This is a genomic window from Pedobacter namyangjuensis, from assembly GCF_003313325.1.
GTDB lineage: Bacteria > Bacteroidota > Bacteroidia > Sphingobacteriales > Sphingobacteriaceae > Pedobacter > Pedobacter namyangjuensis.
The window spans coordinates 29,033-45,637 of record NZ_QMHQ01000001.1 but is presented as its reverse complement, the minus strand read 5'-3'; the positions used below and the strand labels follow the sequence as shown (position 1 = coordinate 45,637).

The 16,605-nt window shown below is 37.1% G+C and carries 20 protein-coding genes; all 20 read left to right on the top strand.

Going from position 1 to position 16,605, the window contains the following annotated elements:
* The 20 genes from DUT69_RS00255 (at window position 1) to nuoK (ending at window position 16,599) form a co-directional block, all read left to right on the top strand.
* A complete protein-coding gene (locus DUT69_RS00255; protein WP_113651137.1) occupies window positions 1-357 on the top strand; it encodes a translation initiation factor in 357 nt (118 codons plus the stop codon).
* A gap of 132 nt (window positions 358-489) precedes the next feature.
* On the top strand, window positions 490-2,094 hold the full coding sequence (gene pckA, locus DUT69_RS00250) for a phosphoenolpyruvate carboxykinase (ATP) (RefSeq protein ID WP_113651136.1): 1,605 nt from the start codon (window positions 490-492) through the stop codon (window positions 2,092-2,094).
* A 283-nt stretch (window positions 2,095-2,377) separates the two neighbouring features.
* The gene (locus tag DUT69_RS00245) at window positions 2,378-3,262 is read left to right on the top strand and encodes a MotA/TolQ/ExbB proton channel family protein (protein WP_113651135.1); all 885 of its coding nucleotides are present in this window, start codon (window positions 2,378-2,380) and stop codon (window positions 3,260-3,262) included.
* Between the two features lie 84 nt (window positions 3,263-3,346).
* Window positions 3,347-3,955 (top strand): ExbD/TolR family protein, encoded by a 609-nt coding sequence (locus tag DUT69_RS00240; RefSeq protein WP_113651134.1) that lies wholly within the window; start codon window positions 3,347-3,349, stop codon window positions 3,953-3,955.
* A gap of 3 nt (window positions 3,956-3,958) precedes the next feature.
* Window positions 3,959-4,510: an ExbD/TolR family protein gene (locus tag DUT69_RS00235; protein WP_113651133.1), complete on the top strand. Its 552-nt coding sequence runs from the start codon at window positions 3,959-3,961 to the stop codon at window positions 4,508-4,510.
* Window positions 4,511-4,533: 23 nt separating this feature from the next.
* Entirely contained in the window at window positions 4,534-5,355 is an 822-nt protein-coding gene (locus DUT69_RS00230) for an energy transducer TonB (protein WP_113651132.1), read from the top strand.
* A gap of 2 nt (window positions 5,356-5,357) precedes the next feature.
* Entirely contained in the window at window positions 5,358-5,600 is a 243-nt protein-coding gene (locus DUT69_RS00225; RefSeq protein ID WP_113651131.1) for a hypothetical protein, read from the top strand.
* Window positions 5,601-6,500: a PstS family phosphate ABC transporter substrate-binding protein gene (locus DUT69_RS00220; protein ID WP_113651130.1), complete on the top strand. Its 900-nt coding sequence runs from the start codon at window positions 5,601-5,603 to the stop codon at window positions 6,498-6,500.
* A gap of 93 nt (window positions 6,501-6,593) precedes the next feature.
* The gene (locus tag DUT69_RS00215) at window positions 6,594-8,300 is read left to right on the top strand and encodes a tetratricopeptide repeat protein (protein ID WP_162796140.1); all 1,707 of its coding nucleotides are present in this window, start codon (window positions 6,594-6,596) and stop codon (window positions 8,298-8,300) included.
* A 76-nt stretch (window positions 8,301-8,376) separates the two neighbouring features.
* On the top strand, window positions 8,377-8,748 hold the full coding sequence (locus tag DUT69_RS00210) for an NADH-quinone oxidoreductase subunit A (RefSeq protein ID WP_113651128.1): 372 nt from the start codon (window positions 8,377-8,379) through the stop codon (window positions 8,746-8,748).
* Window positions 8,749-8,957: 209 nt separating this feature from the next.
* Window positions 8,958-9,500, top strand: a complete 543-nt coding sequence (locus tag DUT69_RS00205) for an NADH-quinone oxidoreductase subunit B (protein WP_113651127.1) — start codon at window positions 8,958-8,960, stop codon at window positions 9,498-9,500.
* Complete coding sequence (locus tag DUT69_RS00200; protein WP_113651126.1) at window positions 9,500-10,000, top strand: NADH-quinone oxidoreductase subunit C; 501 nt, start codon at window positions 9,500-9,502, stop codon at window positions 9,998-10,000. Before DUT69_RS00205 ends, DUT69_RS00200 begins: the two co-directional genes overlap by 1 nt.
* Window positions 10,001-10,005: 5 nt before the next feature.
* The gene (locus DUT69_RS00195) at window positions 10,006-11,220 is read left to right on the top strand and encodes an NADH-quinone oxidoreductase subunit D (RefSeq protein WP_113651125.1); all 1,215 of its coding nucleotides are present in this window, start codon (window positions 10,006-10,008) and stop codon (window positions 11,218-11,220) included.
* Window positions 11,213-11,725 carry an NADH-quinone oxidoreductase subunit NuoE family protein gene (locus DUT69_RS00190; RefSeq protein WP_113651124.1) on the top strand — a complete coding sequence of 171 codons (513 nt, stop codon included), beginning with the start codon at window positions 11,213-11,215 and terminating at the stop codon, window positions 11,723-11,725. The genes DUT69_RS00195 and DUT69_RS00190 overlap by 8 nt, the downstream gene beginning before the upstream one ends.
* A complete protein-coding gene (nuoF, locus tag DUT69_RS00185; protein ID WP_113651123.1) occupies window positions 11,725-13,101 on the top strand; it encodes an NADH-quinone oxidoreductase subunit NuoF in 1,377 nt (458 codons plus the stop codon). Before DUT69_RS00190 ends, nuoF begins: the two co-directional genes overlap by 1 nt.
* 2 nt (window positions 13,102-13,103) lie before the next feature.
* Window positions 13,104-14,114: a 2Fe-2S iron-sulfur cluster-binding protein gene (locus DUT69_RS00180; RefSeq protein WP_113651122.1), complete on the top strand. Its 1,011-nt coding sequence runs from the start codon at window positions 13,104-13,106 to the stop codon at window positions 14,112-14,114.
* Window positions 14,114-15,154, top strand: coding sequence for an NADH-quinone oxidoreductase subunit NuoH (gene nuoH, locus DUT69_RS00175; protein ID WP_113651121.1), 1,041 nt, complete (start codon window positions 14,114-14,116; stop codon window positions 15,152-15,154). The genes DUT69_RS00180 and nuoH overlap by 1 nt, the downstream gene beginning before the upstream one ends.
* Before the next feature lie 9 nt (window positions 15,155-15,163).
* Window positions 15,164-15,664, top strand: a complete 501-nt coding sequence (locus DUT69_RS00170) for a NuoI/complex I 23 kDa subunit family protein (protein WP_113651120.1) — start codon at window positions 15,164-15,166, stop codon at window positions 15,662-15,664.
* Between the two features lie 106 nt (window positions 15,665-15,770).
* The gene (locus DUT69_RS00165) at window positions 15,771-16,277 is read left to right on the top strand and encodes an NADH-quinone oxidoreductase subunit J family protein (RefSeq protein WP_113651119.1); all 507 of its coding nucleotides are present in this window, start codon (window positions 15,771-15,773) and stop codon (window positions 16,275-16,277) included.
* Entirely contained in the window at window positions 16,270-16,599 is a 330-nt protein-coding gene (gene nuoK, locus DUT69_RS00160) for an NADH-quinone oxidoreductase subunit NuoK (protein ID WP_113651118.1), read from the top strand. Before DUT69_RS00165 ends, nuoK begins: the two co-directional genes overlap by 8 nt.
* The last annotated feature ends 6 nt before the right edge of the window (window positions 16,600-16,605 follow it).

The window sequence follows — 16,605 nt, the reverse complement described above, 5'->3', positions numbered from 1 at the left end:
ATGAGCAAGCCGAAAAAGAAAACCTTAAATGATTTTAGTGGAATCATGTATTCTACTGATTCATCATTCATTTATGAAAATGAGGACAATAATGTTGAAGAAACTATACCTAATGCACAACAAGATTTGAGAGTAATGTTAGATCGCAAAAACAGGGGAGGCAAGGCGGTAACACTCATTACCGGTTATCGCGGTAGCGAAGATGATTTTCAAAGCTTAGCTAAAATGTTGAAGACAAAATGTGGCGTTGGTGGAGCGGCTAAAGATGGAGAAATTCTTATTCAGGGAGATTTTAAGGAAAAGGTATTTTTAATCCTTCAAAAAGAAGGTTATAAAATAAAAAAATCAGGTGGTTAAAATTGATTTAATAGATTGTTTATCAGTGATTTAAATGTTAGTGTATTTGCCACAATAAGTAAAATTTTTCCATAAAAATCGCTGTTTTTGAGTTAAAAGCTGCTTAGCTTTGCTGCATATCAAACCAAATATATGAGCAATATTAATGTACAGCAACCCGATTTAACTTATCTTAAATTGGATGCTAAAACAGTTAAATATCAACTTAGCGTACCAGAGCTGGTAGAAGAAGCTTTAAAGAACGGAGAAGGCACGCTCGCATCCAGCGGCGCATTGGCTATAGATACCGGTAAGTTTACCGGAAGATCTCCAAAAGACCGTTTTATAGTTTCAGATGCTGTAACTAATGATGCTGTTTGGTGGGGAGATATTAATATAAAAATTAGCGAGGCGAATTTTGATGCGCTTTACTCAAAAATTACAAGCTATTTAAAAGATAAGCAGATTTATGTTAGAGACGCATACGCTTGCGCTGATCCGGCTTACCAGACCAGCATTAGGGTGGTAACAGAACATGCATTCCAAAATCTTTTTGCCAATAATTTATTTTTAAGGTATGCACAAAGTGAATTGCCCACTAAGCCAGAGTGGACAATAATAGCCATCCCTTCTTTTTTGGCAGATCCTGCTACGGATGGAACACGCCAGCAAAATTTCTCGATATTAAATTTTACTAAAAAAGTTATTTTAATCGGCGGAACAGCCTACACAGGTGAAATAAAAAAAGGAATTTTCTCTGTTCTGAATTTCGTATTGCCTACAGAAAAGAGAACACTATCTATGCACTGTTCTGCAAATGTAGGGGTAGATGGCGACACCGCTATTTTCTTCGGCTTGTCTGGAACTGGAAAAACCACGCTTTCGGCAGATCCAAAACGAGCGCTTATTGGCGATGATGAACACGGTTGGAGTGAAAATTCTGTGTTTAATTTCGAGGGCGGATGTTATGCTAAGTGCGTTGATTTAACAGAAGAAAAAGAACCGCAGATATTTAGCGCTATCAAATTTGGTTCGCTAATAGAAAATACTAACTATTTTGAAGATAGCAGAGAAGTTGATTTTGCTAACATTGAGAAAACAGAAAATACACGTGTAGCTTATCCTATAAATTATATCGCTAATGCGATGGAGCCATCGGTGGCGCCAACACCCCAAAATATTTTCTTTCTAACTGCTGATGCCTTTGGCGTATTACCACCTATATCAAAATTAACCCCTGGTCAGGCAATGTTCCACTTTATTTCTGGTTATACTGCTAAGGTAGCCGGAACCGAAGCTGGGGTTACCGAACCACAGCTCACATTTTCGGCGTGTTTCGGAAAAGCATTTTTGCCTTTACATCCTGCTAAGTATGCAGAACTTTTAGGCGAAAAAATGGAAAAACACAACGTAAACGTATGGCTAGTAAATACAGGATGGAGCGGTGGCGGTTACGGAGTAGGTAAAAGGATGAAGCTAAGTTATACTAGAGCAATGATTACTGCTGCGTTAAATGGAAGTTTAAACCATGTTGATTTTATTGAGCACCCAGTTTTTGGGCTTTTAATGCCAACTTCTTGTGAAAATGTTCCGGCAGAAATTTTAAATCCTCGAAACACTTGGTCTGATGCTCAAGCTTACGACTCAAAAGCTAACGAACTAGCGCAAGCATTTTTAAATAACTTTAAACAATTTGAAGACTTTGCCAGCGAAGAAATACTTAAATCGGTGCCAAAAGTTGTCGAAATAGCGATTTAAGGTATTTTTTTTGCTTAAAATTTGCTTTTAATTAATTTTTTAGTTTTAATTGCGGAAGATTGTCTCACAAGGCAATCTTTTTTGTTATACACCATGTTAATTGAACTGGCAGGCTTACGTAACGAATTAATTGTGTAACGATTATTTAATTTGTAATTTAAAATCAATTTATAAATTTGTTAACGCAACATTTAGTTTGAAACGAACGTTGTGTGTAATACTATTATTTATTTAAAAATTTTTCTAATTTTAAAAACAAGTACTAAAACTAAAAACTAAAAAAATGGCAAACGCACCAAAACCAACAACAGTTAAAAAAGAGAGCTCTTCTACTGCATCTAACTTATTCGCTACACTAGTTATTCCAATTTGTTTATTAATCGGGGTAGCCTTGTTTATCTTCGTTTTAGGTAAACCAACAAACTTTAACATCCCAGCTGATGTTGCAAAAGCAAACAGTGCTGTATCATTAGCTTTTTATAATGACGATACACACAGTTTCTTGCCTTTCCCAGGTAACTACGGTGGTATGGCTTACAAAGGTGGATTCATCGTGCCTATCTTAATGGGTATGCTTTTAATGGTATTTGTATTCTCTATCGAGCGTTTTATCGTTATTGGTAAAGCAACTGGTAAAGGTAGCTTAGATGCTTTCGTTAAAAAAATTCAAGGTTTATTAAACAGCGGTAACATTTCAGCAGCTGTTGCAGAATGCGATAAACAAGAAGGTTCTGTTGCTAACGTAATTAAATCAGGTTTAAAAAAATACAGCGAAGTTGAAGCTGATACAAGATTAGACGTTGAACAATCAGTTGTTGCAATTCAAAAAGATATCGAAGAGGCTACCTCATTAGAGATGCCGATGTTAGAGCAAAACTTAACTATCATTGCTACTTTGGTATCAGTTGGTACGTTAATGGGTCTATTAGGTACAGTAACAGGTATGATCAAGGCCTTCGGTGGTTTAGCTAACTCAGGAGCACCAGATCAAGCAGCATTAGCAACAGGTATTTCTGAGGCTTTGATTAACACTGCAACAGGTATCGGTACTTCTACTGTAGCTATTATCATGTATAACATCTTAACTTCGAAAATCGATAAATTGACTTATGCAATTGATGAGGCTGGTTTCAGTATCATCCAAACTTATGCGAGCACGCACAAATAAAAATTATTTTAATTTTTTTTTACCGGCTTTATGGAAAACCGGAAGAATTAACATCATTAGTTAGAAGATTAAAATTTTTATATTATGCCTAGAGCAAAAGTTGCAAGAAAGAGTACCGCAGTAGATATGACCGCAATGTGCGACGTAGCCTTCCTGTTGTTGACTTTCTTTATATTAACGGCAACATCTCGTCAGCCTGATCCACTGGATGTGAAGATACCATCTTCATCTGTTCAGTTTAAGGTGCCAGATAAAGATCTTGCCATATTAACTGTTGGTAAAGGAAAAGTGTTCATGGAGATTATTGGAAAAGACGTAAAACAGCTTACCTTACAAAAAATGGCTGCTGCTTACTCAACTTCTTTCAATGCAGAAGAAATGAAACGTTTCGGAGTAATGACTTCATTTGGCGTTCCATTCGGAAACTTGAAGCAATATATCAACATGAACGGCGAACAAAGAACTGCTTTGGAAAAACAGTTCAATGGTATCCCTACGGATTCTACCATTAATGGTGAGCTTTTTAGATGGGTTAAAGAAGCCCGTTTAGCAAATGCCGAATTGAATGGTGTAGATATGCGTATCAGTATTAAAGGAGATGCGGATGAAGAATATGCAACGGTTAGAAAAATTGTTGACGTACTTCAAAAGCAAAAAGTTAACAAATTTAGTTTAATCACAACAGGGGAATAAGCCATGGCAGAATTAGATACCTCCAGCGGGGGTGGTAAAGGTGGAAAAGTAAGAAGTAAAAAACAATCTACACGTGTAGATTTAACCGCGATGGTTGATTTAGCGTTTTTGTTAATTACCTTCTTTATGTTAACCACATCTTTATCTAAACCTTTAGCAATGGACATTGCTAAGCCCGATAAGGACGAAAAAAACAAAGATAACAAGTTAGAATTGAGAGAGTCTCAAACGATGACCATCTTGTTGGGTAAAAACAATAAGGTAATGTGGTACATGGGCGAAGCTGGAAAATCTCAACCTACAGTTGAAGGATTTTCTGGAATAACCAAATCTTTGTTAGAAAACAAGAAAAAAGTTAAGGAAAAAACGGGTAAAGATATTATTGTTATTATTAAACCTGCTCCTGGTTCTACATACAAAAACTTTGTAGACATTATGGATGAACTTAACGTTACCAAAACTAATGTTAGTGCGCCTGCAATTGATGACGATCCAGCAAATTTGATGGAAAGTGAGCGTCAGGCCATGATTAAAGAAGGTATATATAAACAATAGTAAATAATTAAAATATTTAAGCAATGTTTGGATCTAAAATAGATTTATTTAACAAAGAGTGGCTTGATGTTGTATTTGCCAAAAAGAATAAAAGCTATGGAGCTTACGAGCTTCGCCAAACTAGCTCTTGGAATACAACTAAATCGCTTTTTATTGCATCAACAGTATTTATATTGTTGTTCCTTGCACCAAGGATTTATGCTTTATTTTCGGGGATGGTTCCAGAACCACCACCAGAAAAAGAGGTAGAGGTTGTAATTCAATCTCCGCCGCCAATTGACCCTGAAGTTAAAACTCCGCCACCGGTTGAGCCACCTCCACCAAAGCAGGATCAGGTTAAGTTCCCACCTCCAGTGGTAAAACCAGATAACGAAGTTCGCGATGAGGAGCCGCCAAAAATGGACGACCTTAAAAAAGCGGATCCTGGTCAAAAAACTATGGAAGGTGACCCAACTGCTGATATCGTACAGATTGCACCAGTTGGAGAAGGACCTAAGCAAGCCCAGGTAGTTGAGGATAACACAGTGTATAGTTTCCAAAGTATGGAAAATCCGCCAGAATATCCTGGAGGTATTGCCAAGTTCTATGCTTATTTGGGACAGAACATTAAGTATCCGCCAATGGCTGCTGAGAATAACATTACTGGTAACGTATTCGTTTCTTTCACAGTAGAAAAAGATGGTTCGTTAACCGACCTTAAGATAGATCGTAAGTTAGGTTATGGAACTGACGAAGAAGCACTAAGGGTATTGAGATTAAGTAAGCGTTGGAATCCTGGTATGCAAAATGGTAAACCAGTACGTGTGAAATATAACATTCCAATTAAATTTAGCTTGTCTAACTAATCTTGGGTAAGTTCAATTTCAACTTTAAACAGAAATCGCCACAACAGCGATTTCTGTTTATTTTAGGAGCTTTTATGATCCTAATTTTCTTAGGTTTAGGTGTAGCATTAGTCTTTTATAGCGATGAGCTTAACATAGACGATGAGAAATTTCCACAAACCTATAGAATAGCTTTCGCAGTTTTATTGGTAGTTTATGCCGGAATTAGGTTTAGTAGATTAATAAATAAAAAGGACGACGAATAAATGAGAATATTAGCTTTTGCGCTTGTTGTTACAACTTTACTTGCGTGTAACAGGGGAGCAAAAACAGACAAGGTGCCAGAAACCAGAACATCGGGAACCACGGAGTTGCTGGTTGATGAATCTTTTTCTCGAATTTTAGATGATCAGATTTTGGTTTTCAAAAGCGATTATCCTAATACTTCCATTAAAACCATTCTTGGTAACGAAAATAAGATACTTCCTGATTTTTTAAACGGGAAAATAAAAATGATTATTCTCTCGAGAATGCTTACAGAAGCCGAGGAAAACTATTATAAGCAACGAAAAACTCCAGTTTTTACAGACCGATTTGCTATAGACGGCATTGCGCTGATTACCAATAAGAATAATATCGATAGCAATATCAACGTTAAAGATGTTTTTGAGATCTTGCAGGGCAAGTCAACCTCTGGCAAAAATTTAGTATTTGATAACGCTTATTCTAGTACCGTAAGATATTTTACTGATTCGGCCAAAGTTAAAACCTTGCCAAAAAAAGGGGTGTATACTTTAAATAACAATAATGAGGTAATTAAGTATGTTGCAGAACACGAAAATTACATCGGCATTGTTGGCGTTAATTGGTTATTAGAGAGTAATGATGCCATTTTGACGTATTTGCCAAAAATTAAAGTAATGGGTGTTAAAAATTTGGAAGGTAAACCTGGAAGCGATAACTATTATAAACCTACTCAAAATAACCTTGTGAAGGGTATTTACCCCTTTTTGAGAAACGTTTATATATTAAATGGCGAAGGAAGAGACGGTTTAGGCACAGGATTTGCAAATTGGTTAACTAGTCCGCGAGGACAGTTGATTGTACTCAAATCAGGACTAGGTCCTCATAAGATTGCACCAAGAGAATTTAACATAAGAAAGTAAACTAAATAATTCAACTAATAGAAAAAACATTATTGTTGCAGAACCAAATATTAAGCACAGTATTAGTAATTTCAATTAAAACAAATGATGACGATGAAAATGATTAAGAAAGGGATAACCTTAAGTTTAGGTTTAGTAATGATGGGTGCTGCCTCATTTGCTCAAAGTTTAGCTGATGCGAAGAAGGCCATTGATGCTGAGCAGTACCAAAAGGCTACTTCAATGCTTAAAACATTGGTTAGCAGCCAGGCAAAAGAGGGTGAAAATTATTTTTACCTTGGTAACGTTTATTTATTAACTGATGTTGTGGATTCAGCTAGAGCTACTTATACAGCTGGTGTTGCTGCAGATCCTAAAAACGCATTAAATTACGTAGGTTTAGGCCATGCAGATTTAATCGCGAAAAATCCTACCTCAGCTAAAACAAACTTTGATAAAGCTCTATCTTTAGGTGCTAAAAACTATCAAACTTATTTAGCTATTGGTAGAGCGTACATCGATCAGGAAACACCAGATTATACTTCAGCTTTGCCCAATTTGCAAAAAGCAGATGAATTGGACTCGAAAGACAAAGATCCAGAAACATTTATCGCGTTAGCGGATTTTTATGCTTCGCAAAAAACTAAAAATTCTGAAGCTTATCCAATGTATTTAAGAGCTTTAGATATCAATCCAAATTCAACACGTTCTATTGTACAAATTGGCAGAATGTTTAAACAAGCATTTTCTTTTGCAGATGCTGAAAATAAAGTAAAAGAAGCAATTGCAATTGATGCAAACTATGGCCCGGCTTACCGTGAGCTAGCAGAGATCCAAATGCAATGGTCACGTGCTGATAAAGCTACTGCAGAAGCAAAAAGAAACGAAGCATTAGGAAACATGAGAAAATACTTGGATTTAACTGATAAATCTTTCGATTCTCGTTTACGTTATGCTCAATTCTTGGTTTACGCTGGCGATTTTGAGACTTTAGGCAAAGAGGTTGCTACGTTAAAAGCAGAAGCTAATGATCCTAGAAACTTTGTTGTAAAACGTATGCAAGCTTATTCTGCAATCGAGAATAAAAACTACGCAGAAGGTGTTAAATACATGGAAGAGTTGTTCGGTAGAACACAAGATGCTTCTCGTATTTTAGGCGATGATTACCTTTATTTGGGTAGAGCTTATAGCGAAACAGGAAACGATAGCTTAGCAGTTATTAACATCACTAAAGCGGTTAAGTTAGATTCAACAAAAGTTGAAGAATTGGCTACAATTGGTAAGAAATACTTTACTAATAAAGATTTTGTTAGAGCTGCTCCAATTTTCAAAACTGTTGTTGAGTCAAACTCTAAAAATCCTTTATTGGCGATGAACTATTACTATTTAGGTTCGGCTAAATACATGAACTCTAAAGGTGAGGATAGAAGTAAATTAGTTGAAGCTGATTCAGCATTTTCTAAATTATTAGCCGTTGCACCTGACTATGAGGTTGCGCATCTATATAGAGCTCGTATTGCTAGAGCAGTTGATGGTATTGACAATAAAGAAGCTCCTAAAGGCTTAGCAATTCCATTTTACGAAAAGTATGTTGAATTAGTTACTGTAACTAAACCAGAAAAAGCTGCTTCGGCAACAAATGGATTGGTTGAGGCTTATAACAACTTAGGCGCTTATGCAGCAACTACGGATAAGGAAAAAGCAAAAGAATATTTTAACAAAGTTTTAGCGTTGGCTCCAACCAACCAAACTGCGTTAGATAATATCAAATTCTTAACTCAGCCAGCTACTCCAGCTAAAAAGGCACCAGTTAAAAAATAATTTATAAAAGTTATAAATGAAAGGCAGGGTTTGTAATCCTGCCTTTTTCTTTTAATTTTGCGTTAAAATAAATTTTATGGAAACCACTAGTACGGCACAAGATTTTATTCCTATCATATTTCAGGTAATTGTTGCCTTAGGATTCGTAGTTGTTACCTTAGTAGCAACACATTTTTTAGGTCCAAAACGTAAAACGAACGATAAGTTAACCACGTTCGAGGCTGGTGTAAAATCAGTGGGTAATGCTCGTCAACCTTTTTCTATTAAATACTTTTTAGTAGCTATTTTATTCGTGCTTTTTGATATTGAAGTTATCTTCATGTATCCTTGGGCGGTTAACTTTAGAGAGTTAGGCTGGAATGGTCTAATTGAGATGTTCGTATTTATGGGAACATTGTTGTTAGGCTTTATCTACATCATTAAAAAGAAAGCTTTAGACTGGGCATAACAAGGTTAAAGTCAAAAGTAAAAAGTTTGCAATTATCGGTTGGAAATTCATATAGCTAACCTCACTGCAGAATATTTGATATGTTACTAACAAGATTCTTGAGTTATTTAGAAAGGTTCTAAATCCCAATCGCTTCAGGTAATTGCCTCTAAAATATTGTAAATTTGTTGCTCATTCTGTATTAAGGATGAGCATTTTTTGTTTATAACATGAGTGAAATCAATATAGTAGATGCGCCACCGGGCATAGAAGGCTCAGGCTTTTTTGCCACTTCCTTAGATAAGGTTATTGGTTTGGCACGATCACATTCTTTATGGCCTTTGCCTTTTGCTACATCTTGTTGTGGTATCGAGTTTATGGCTACAATGGGTTCTCATTACGATTTTGGTCGTTTCGGCGCAGAGCGATTAAGTTTTTCGCCTCGTCAGGCAGATCTTTTAATGGTAATGGGTACAATTGCTAAAAAAATGGGTCCGGTTTTAAAGCAGGTATATTTACAAATGGCCGAGCCACGTTGGGTTATAGCGGTTGGTGCTTGTGCTTCTAGCGGAGGTATTTTTGATACCTACTCTGTTTTACAAGGTATCGATGAAATTATTCCGGTAGATGTTTATGTTCCTGGTTGTCCTCCTCGCCCAGAAGCTATTTTAGATGGTTTTGGTAAGATACAGGAGCTTGTTAAAAACGAGTCTGGCAGAAGAAGACACTCTGATCAGTATAAAGAAATGTTGGCCTCTTACGGTATAGATTAATGGCAAAAGCAACAAATACAGAAGTTATAGATTTGCTGGGTGAAAAATTTGGCGAACAACTTTTTGATGTAACAGAACCTTACGGATTACTCACTTTTTCTACTACTAAAGACAAAATCGTTGAGGTATTGTCTTTTTTAAAGGAAAATGCAAAAATTAACTTCAACTTTCTTACAGATATTACAGCGGTTCATTATCCTGAACAAGGGAAAATCGCAGTTGTTTATCATTTACATAGTATGGTAAGTGGGATAAGGACCCGCGTAAAGGTTTTTATAGATGAGAACGAACCTACTATTCCAACTGCTTCTGCTTTGTGGAACTCGGCAAATTGGATGGAAAGAGAGACTTATGATTTTTTCGGCGTTAAATTCGAAGGGCACCCAGATTTAAGAAGGATCTTGAACATGGACGATTTAGGCGTACATCCTATGCTTAAACAATATCCATTAGAAGATCCAAACAGAGTTGATAAAAAAGACGAATACTTTGGTAGATAAACCATATGAAGCATAATCAACCAGTATATACAGATAATGATCCGCAGAGCGAATTGGTAACCCTAAATTTAGGCCCAACTCACCCTGCAACACACGGTGTTTTCCAAAACGTATTGCAGTTAGATGGCGAGCGTATTGTAAGCGGTGTTTCTACTATCGGATACATCCATAGAGCGTTTGAAAAAATTGCAGAACACCGCCCATTTTATCAAATTACACCATTAACAGATCGTTTAAACTATTGTTCATCGCCAATTAATAACATGGGTTGGCACATGACTGTAGAGAAACTGCTAAATATTCAGATTCCAAAACGTGTAGATTACCTTCGCGTAATTGTAATGGAATTGTCTAGGATTGCAGACCATATTATTTGCAATACCATTATTGCGCAAGATACCGGCGCAACAACAACCTTCCTTTACTTGTTCCAGTACAGAGAGCACATTTACGAGATTTTTGAAGAGATCTGTGGTGCTCGTTTAACAACAAATATCGGTCGTATCGGTGGATTAGAAAGAGATTTTAATGATATCGCTTTTGCGAAAATCAATAAGTTTTTAAAGGAATTTCCAGTAGCATTAAAAGAGTTTGAAGGTTTGTTGAACCGTAACCGTATTTTTATTGATCGTACTGCCGGCGTTGCCGAAGTAACTCAAGAAAATGCTTTAAGTTTCGGGTGGACTGGTCCGCTTTTACGTTCAACAGGCGTAGATTATGACGTTCGCGTTAGCGAACCTTACTCATCTTATCAAGATTTTGATTTTGAAATCCCGGTAGGTACTAGTGGCGATATTTACGATCGTTATTTGGTGCGTAACGAGGAGATGTGGCAAAGTGTTAACATCATTCAGCAGGCAATGGAAAAATTAAAAGCTGAGCCAAAAGGCATTTTTCATGCCGATGTGCCAGAATTCTACTTGCCAGGAAAAGAAGAAGTATACAACAATATGGAAGCATTAATCTATCACTTTAAAATTGTGATGGGAGAAATTGATGCGCCAAAGGCGGAAGTTTACCACGCTGTAGAAGGTGGTAACGGAGAGCTTGGATTTTATCTGATTAACGATGGAGGTAGAACACCTTATCGTTTGCACTTTAGAAGGCCGAGTTTTATTAATTATTCGATGTTTGCCAAAATGAGTGAAGGTATGCTTTTATCAGATGCCATTATTAACATGAGTAGCATGAATATTATTGCAGGAGAATTAGATGCTTAAAGTAGAAGAAACACAACCTGTAGAATTCTCATCGGCATTAATTGCTAGTTTTGATGAGATTGTAAAAAGATACCCGGCTGGTAAGCAAAAATCAGCTTTGCTGCCAATTTTACATTTGGTACAAGCAGAATTTGGTTGGACAAGCGCACCAGCAATGGATAAAGTGGCGGCGTACTTAAATATAGAGCCTATTGAGGTTTATGAAGTGGCTTCGTTTTATACCATGTACTTTTTGCAGCCAAAAGGTAAATATGTTTTGGAGGTTTGCCGTACTGGACCATGTTGTTTAGTAGGTGCCGAAAAAATTATGGACCATATAGAGCAGAATTTAGGCGTTAAAGAAGGAGAAGTAACAGCAGATGGTCTTTTCAGTTGGAGAGGTGTAGAGTGTTTAGCTGCTTGCGGTTTTGGCCCGGTTTTACAAATTGGCCCAGAATACACTTTCTACGAGAACCTTACGCCACAATCTGTAGATACATTGATAGACGATTTACGCAAGAAATAATGGGACGTAAACTATTACTAGAACATATTAACGTACCTGGCATTAATACGCTAGAAGTTTACCGCCAAAAGGGTGGTTACCGTGCTGTAGAAAAGGCGTTAAAAACCTTAACACCCGATGAAGTGGTAGAGGAAGTAAAGAAGTCTGGCTTACGCGGTCGCGGTGGTGCAGGTTTTCCTACCGGAATGAAGTGGAGCTTTTTGGCTAAGCCAGAAGGTGTTGCTCGTTACTTGGTGTGTAATGCCGATGAATCTGAGCCAGGTACATTTAAGGATAGATATTTGATGACATACATACCTCATGCTTTAATTGAGGGGATGATTGTATCTAGCTTTGCCTTAGGCGCCAACACTTCTTACATCTATGTACGTGGAGAGATGATGCCTCAAATCCGTATACTAGAGAAAGCAATTGCTGAAGCTAAGGCTGCTGGTTTTTTGGGTAAAAATATATTAGGTTCTGGTTATGATCTTGAGCTTTATGTTCAATCTGGTGGTGGAGCTTACATTTGCGGAGAAGAGACTGCGTTGTTGGAATCATTAGAAGGAAAAAGAGGTAATCCACGTATTAAACCGCCATTTCCAGCTATTGCCGGTTTATATGGTTGCCCAACAGTGGTTAATAACGTAGAATCTATTGCGGCTGTAGTACCGATTATTAATGATGGTGGCGATGAGTATGCTAAAGTTGGTATCGGAAGAAGTACAGGAACAAAACTGATATCTGCTTCGGGTAATTTAGTTAAACCAGGCGTTTACGAAATTGAGTTAGGCTTACCAGTTGAAGAATTTATCTATTCTGACGAATATTGCGGTGGTATTGCTAATGGCAAAAGATTAAAAGCTACGGTTGCAGGTGGTTCTTCGGTGCCAATTTTACCTGCTAACTTAACTTTAAAATATGCTAATGGCGAACCTCGTTTAATGAGTTACGAATCATTAGCTGAAGGTGGTTTTGCCACTGGAACAATGATGGGTTCAGGCGGTTTTATTGCTTTTGATGAGGATCAGTGTATTGTTAGAAATACATGGAATTTCTCTCGTTTCTATCACCACGAAAGCTGTGGACAATGTTCTCCTTGTCGTGAGGGAACTGGATGGTTAGAAAAAGTATTGCATAGATTAGAATTTGGGCACGGAAAAATGAGTGATATCGACTTATTGGTAGATGTGTCTAAAAAGATAGAAGGAAATACAATTTGTCCGTTGGGCGATGCAGCGGCTTGGCCAGTTGCAAGTGCAATTAGACATTTTAGAGATGAGTTTGAATGGCATGTAAAAGAGCCAAGTAAAAGTCAAACCAGCAACTATGGTTTAGCAAATTATGCTAATCCGATAGAGAAAAAAGAAGAGGAAGTTAAACAGGATAATTCTTAATCATGGCTGATTTAATGAAAGTTACCATAGATGGAATCACGGTAGAAGTAGCGCCGGGTACAAGTATTCTAAATGCTGCAAGGCAAATAGGAGGAGATATTGTGCCACCTGCAATGTGCTATTATTCGAAGCTTGAAGGCAGTGGTGGTAAATGCCGTACTTGTATTGTGAAAGTAAGTAAGGGTTCTGAGAAAGATCCTCGCCCAATGCCAAAATTGGTAGCTTCTTGCCGTACCACAGTGATGGACGGTATGGAAGTGCAAAATATTACTTCGCCAGAAGTTTTGGAAGCTAGAAGTGGGGTAGTGGAAATGTTATTGATTAACCATCCACTAGATTGCCCAGTGTGCGACCAAGCAGGCGAATGCGATTTACAAAATTTAGGCTATGAGCATGGTTTGCAAAAAACCAGATACGAATTTGAGCGTCGTACTTTTGATAGAATTGATATAGGTGATAAAATTCAGTTACACATGAATCGATGCATTTTGTGCTACCGTTGTGTATTTACTGCCGATCAAATCACCAATAAACGCGTTCACGGTATATTAAATCGTGGCGATCATTCAGAAATTTCTACCTACATACAAACTGCTGTCGATAACGATTTCTCTGGAAACGTAATTGATGTTTGCCCAGTAGGCGCTTTAACAGACAAAACATTTAGGTTCAAAAACCGTGTTTGGTTCACAAAACCTGTAGATGCGCACAGAAATTGCGATCATGAGAAATGTAATGGTCAGGTTACGTTGTGGTATAAAGGTGCTGATGTTCTACGTGTTACTGCTCGTAAAGATCAGTTTGGCGAAGTAGAATCATTCATTTGTAATACTTGTCGTTTTGAGAAAAAGGCAACTTCAGATTGGAATATTGAACAGCCAACGCATATCCCAGATACTTCTGTAATTGCGTCAAACCATTACGAAACCTTTAAGCCACTGCCAGTAATTATGGAGAATCTTGCACTACAGAAGGCGAATCAAGTTGAACTAGAAAAAACCAGTAAATTCTAATGGATATAAATTTTGTAATCGAAAAATTTGCACTGGTAACGGCGCTATTTGCCATCAGTTTGGTAATAGCAATGTATTCTACTTATGCAGAGCGAAAAGTTGCCGCTTTTTTACAAGATCGTTTAGGCCCGGATAGAGCTGGTCCCTTTGGTATTTTACAGCCTTTAGCCGATGGGGTAAAGATGTTTATGAAAGAGGAAATCATTCCAGGTAACGCCAGCAAATGGTTGTTTATGGTTGGTCCGGGTTTAGCTATGTTATGTGCTTGTATTGGTACAGCAGTTATTCCTTGGGGACAGGACTTAAACATTGGTGGACGAGTTGTTCCATTACAAGTTACTGATATCAACGTTGGTGTACTGTATATCTTTGGCGTGGTTTCTTTAGGTGTTTATGGTGTAATGATTGGTGGTTGGGCATCGAATAATAAATATTCTTTGTTAAGTGCTATTAGAGCAGCATCACAAAATATCAGTTATGAGATTGCAATGGGTTTATCTATCATCGCTTTGCTTTTAGTAACAAACAGTTTAAGCCTTAAGGAAATTGTAGAACAGCAACATGGATTTGGCTGGAACGTTTGGGTACAGCCATTAGGATTTTTGATTTTTATGGTTTGCTCTTTTGCTGAAACAAACCGTGCACCGTTCGATTTACCTGAGTGTGAAACCGAGTTAATTGGTGGTTACCACACAGAATATTCTTCAATGAAGCTAGGTTTTTACCTTTTTGCCGAGTATATCAATATGTTTGTTTCTTCCGCGGTAATGGCAACATTATATTTCGGTGGATATAACTATCCTTTTATGGATACGGTTGCAGGCTTGAGCTGGGTAACGCCAAACTTGGCTGCGATTTTCGGAACGCTTGCGTTTTTCTTGAAGATTTTTGCTTTCATTTTCTTCTTTATGTGGGTTCGTTGGACAATCCCTCGTTTCCGTTATGATCAGTTAATGAATTTAGGATGGAAGGTTTTAATACCATTGGCTATTGCGAATATTGTAATTACAGGAATTGTTATCGCGGTAATTAAATTTTAAGGAGGAGACATGGAATCATTAAGTAATAAGAAAAAAGTACTAGAGCAAAAGCCACTTAATTTGGCAGAGCGTATGTATTTGCCCGCAATATTAAAAGGTTTGGGTACTACAATGGGCCACTTCTTTAAGAAAAGCTCAACGATAAAATATCCAGAGGTTGAAAGAGAATTTTCTATCAATTGGCGAGGAATGCACTCTTTAAAAAGAGACGAAGAAGGACGTGAGCGTTGTACTGCTTGTGGTTTATGTGCATTATCTTGCCCTGCAGAAGCAATTACTATGATTGCTGCAGAACGTAAACCAGAAGAAAAAGATTTGTATCGCGAAGAGAAATATGCCGCCACTTATGAAATTAACATGTTGCGTTGCATCTTTTGCGGTTTGTGCGAAGAAGCCTGTCCTAAAGAAGCTATTTATTTAGATGGTCCGATTGTACCTTCTGATTATTTACGTAAGGATTTTATCTACGGTAAAGATAAATTAGTAGAAGCTCCGTTGGAGGTTAAATAGAAATAATAGAAAGTTCGTCATGCTGAATTTATTTCAGCATCAGACTAATGGATCCTGAAACAAGCTCAGGATGACGGAAAAATAAATAAACTAAACAAAAAAATTAATGGGTACATCAGTATTCTATGTAGTAGCAACATTAAGTATCATATTTTCACTGATGGTGATTTTTGCAAAAAATCCTATCCACAGTGTGCTATACCTAATTGTTACCTTCTTTACATTTACAGTTCACTATGTGTTATTAAATGCACAATTTTTGGCTGTTGTAAACTTCATTGTGTATATGGGGGCTATTATGGTATTGTTTCTTTTCGTTCTGATGCTACTTAATCTCAACAAAGAAAACGAGCCAAATAAATCTGCGTTTGTGAAGATACTAGGCGTAATTGCTGGCGGATGTTTGGCAGTAACCTTGGTAGGCTCTTTTAAAGCAGTAGCTATTAATAGTCCGATGGTTTTAAAAAACCCGAATTTAGGTTTGGTTAAAAACTTAGGTAAAGAATTATTCGGTCCGTTTATGTTGCCGTTCGAATTATGTTCGATTTTATTATTGGCAGCTATGGTTGGTGCTGTATTGTTAACTAAAAAGGAAGAAAAAGCAAATGGGTAATTTTATGCAAACCATGCAAGCAGTTCCGCTTAACCATTATATTTGGTTAAGTGCAATTATTTTTACCATAGGTGTAATTGGCGTGCTAACCCGTAGAAATGCAATTGTTATTTTTATGTCGGTAGAGTTGATGTTAAATGCAGTTAATTTGTTGCTTACTGCTTTTTCAGTACATCATAATGATCCCTCGGGACAAATATTCGTATTCTTTATTATGGCTTTAGCCGCTGCAGAAGTAGCAGTAGGTTTGGCTATTATAGTAATGGTTTACAGAAATACGCAATCAGTAGATATTAATGTTTTAAATCGCCTTAAGTGGTAAAATAAT

What these genes read in the sequence shown, in the direction of transcription:
- DUT69_RS00180 (WP_113651122.1), top strand. Translation starts at nt 13,104, where the DNA reads ATGGCTGATTTAATGAAAGTTACCATAGATGGAATCACGGTAGAAGTA.
- DUT69_RS00220 (WP_113651130.1), top strand. Translation starts at nt 5,601, where the DNA reads ATGAGAATATTAGCTTTTGCGCTTGTTGTTACAACTTTACTTGCGTGT.
- DUT69_RS00235 (WP_113651133.1), top strand. Translation starts at nt 3,959, where the DNA reads ATGGCAGAATTAGATACCTCCAGCGGGGGTGGTAAAGGTGGAAAAGTA.
- DUT69_RS00230 (WP_113651132.1), top strand. Translation starts at nt 4,534, where the DNA reads ATGTTTGGATCTAAAATAGATTTATTTAACAAAGAGTGGCTTGATGTT.
- pckA (WP_113651136.1), top strand. Translation starts at nt 490, where the DNA reads ATGAGCAATATTAATGTACAGCAACCCGATTTAACTTATCTTAAATTG.
- DUT69_RS00165 (WP_113651119.1), top strand. Translation starts at nt 15,771, where the DNA reads ATGGGTACATCAGTATTCTATGTAGTAGCAACATTAAGTATCATATTT.
- nuoF (WP_113651123.1), top strand. Translation starts at nt 11,725, where the DNA reads ATGGGACGTAAACTATTACTAGAACATATTAACGTACCTGGCATTAAT.
- DUT69_RS00245 (WP_113651135.1), top strand. Translation starts at nt 2,378, where the DNA reads ATGGCAAACGCACCAAAACCAACAACAGTTAAAAAAGAGAGCTCTTCT.
- nuoH (WP_113651121.1), top strand. Translation starts at nt 14,114, where the DNA reads ATGGATATAAATTTTGTAATCGAAAAATTTGCACTGGTAACGGCGCTA.
- DUT69_RS00205 (WP_113651127.1), top strand. Translation starts at nt 8,958, where the DNA reads ATGAGTGAAATCAATATAGTAGATGCGCCACCGGGCATAGAAGGCTCA.
- DUT69_RS00170 (WP_113651120.1), top strand. Translation starts at nt 15,164, where the DNA reads ATGGAATCATTAAGTAATAAGAAAAAAGTACTAGAGCAAAAGCCACTT.
- DUT69_RS00200 (WP_113651126.1), top strand. Translation starts at nt 9,500, where the DNA reads ATGGCAAAAGCAACAAATACAGAAGTTATAGATTTGCTGGGTGAAAAA.
- DUT69_RS00190 (WP_113651124.1), top strand. Translation starts at nt 11,213, where the DNA reads ATGCTTAAAGTAGAAGAAACACAACCTGTAGAATTCTCATCGGCATTA.
- DUT69_RS00210 (WP_113651128.1), top strand. Translation starts at nt 8,377, where the DNA reads ATGGAAACCACTAGTACGGCACAAGATTTTATTCCTATCATATTTCAG.
- DUT69_RS00240 (WP_113651134.1), top strand. Translation starts at nt 3,347, where the DNA reads ATGCCTAGAGCAAAAGTTGCAAGAAAGAGTACCGCAGTAGATATGACC.
- DUT69_RS00215 (WP_162796140.1), top strand. Translation starts at nt 6,594, where the DNA reads ATGAAAATGATTAAGAAAGGGATAACCTTAAGTTTAGGTTTAGTAATG.
- nuoK (WP_113651118.1), top strand. Translation starts at nt 16,270, where the DNA reads ATGGGTAATTTTATGCAAACCATGCAAGCAGTTCCGCTTAACCATTAT.
- DUT69_RS00255 (WP_113651137.1), top strand. Translation starts at nt 1, where the DNA reads ATGAGCAAGCCGAAAAAGAAAACCTTAAATGATTTTAGTGGAATCATG.
- DUT69_RS00195 (WP_113651125.1), top strand. Translation starts at nt 10,006, where the DNA reads ATGAAGCATAATCAACCAGTATATACAGATAATGATCCGCAGAGCGAA.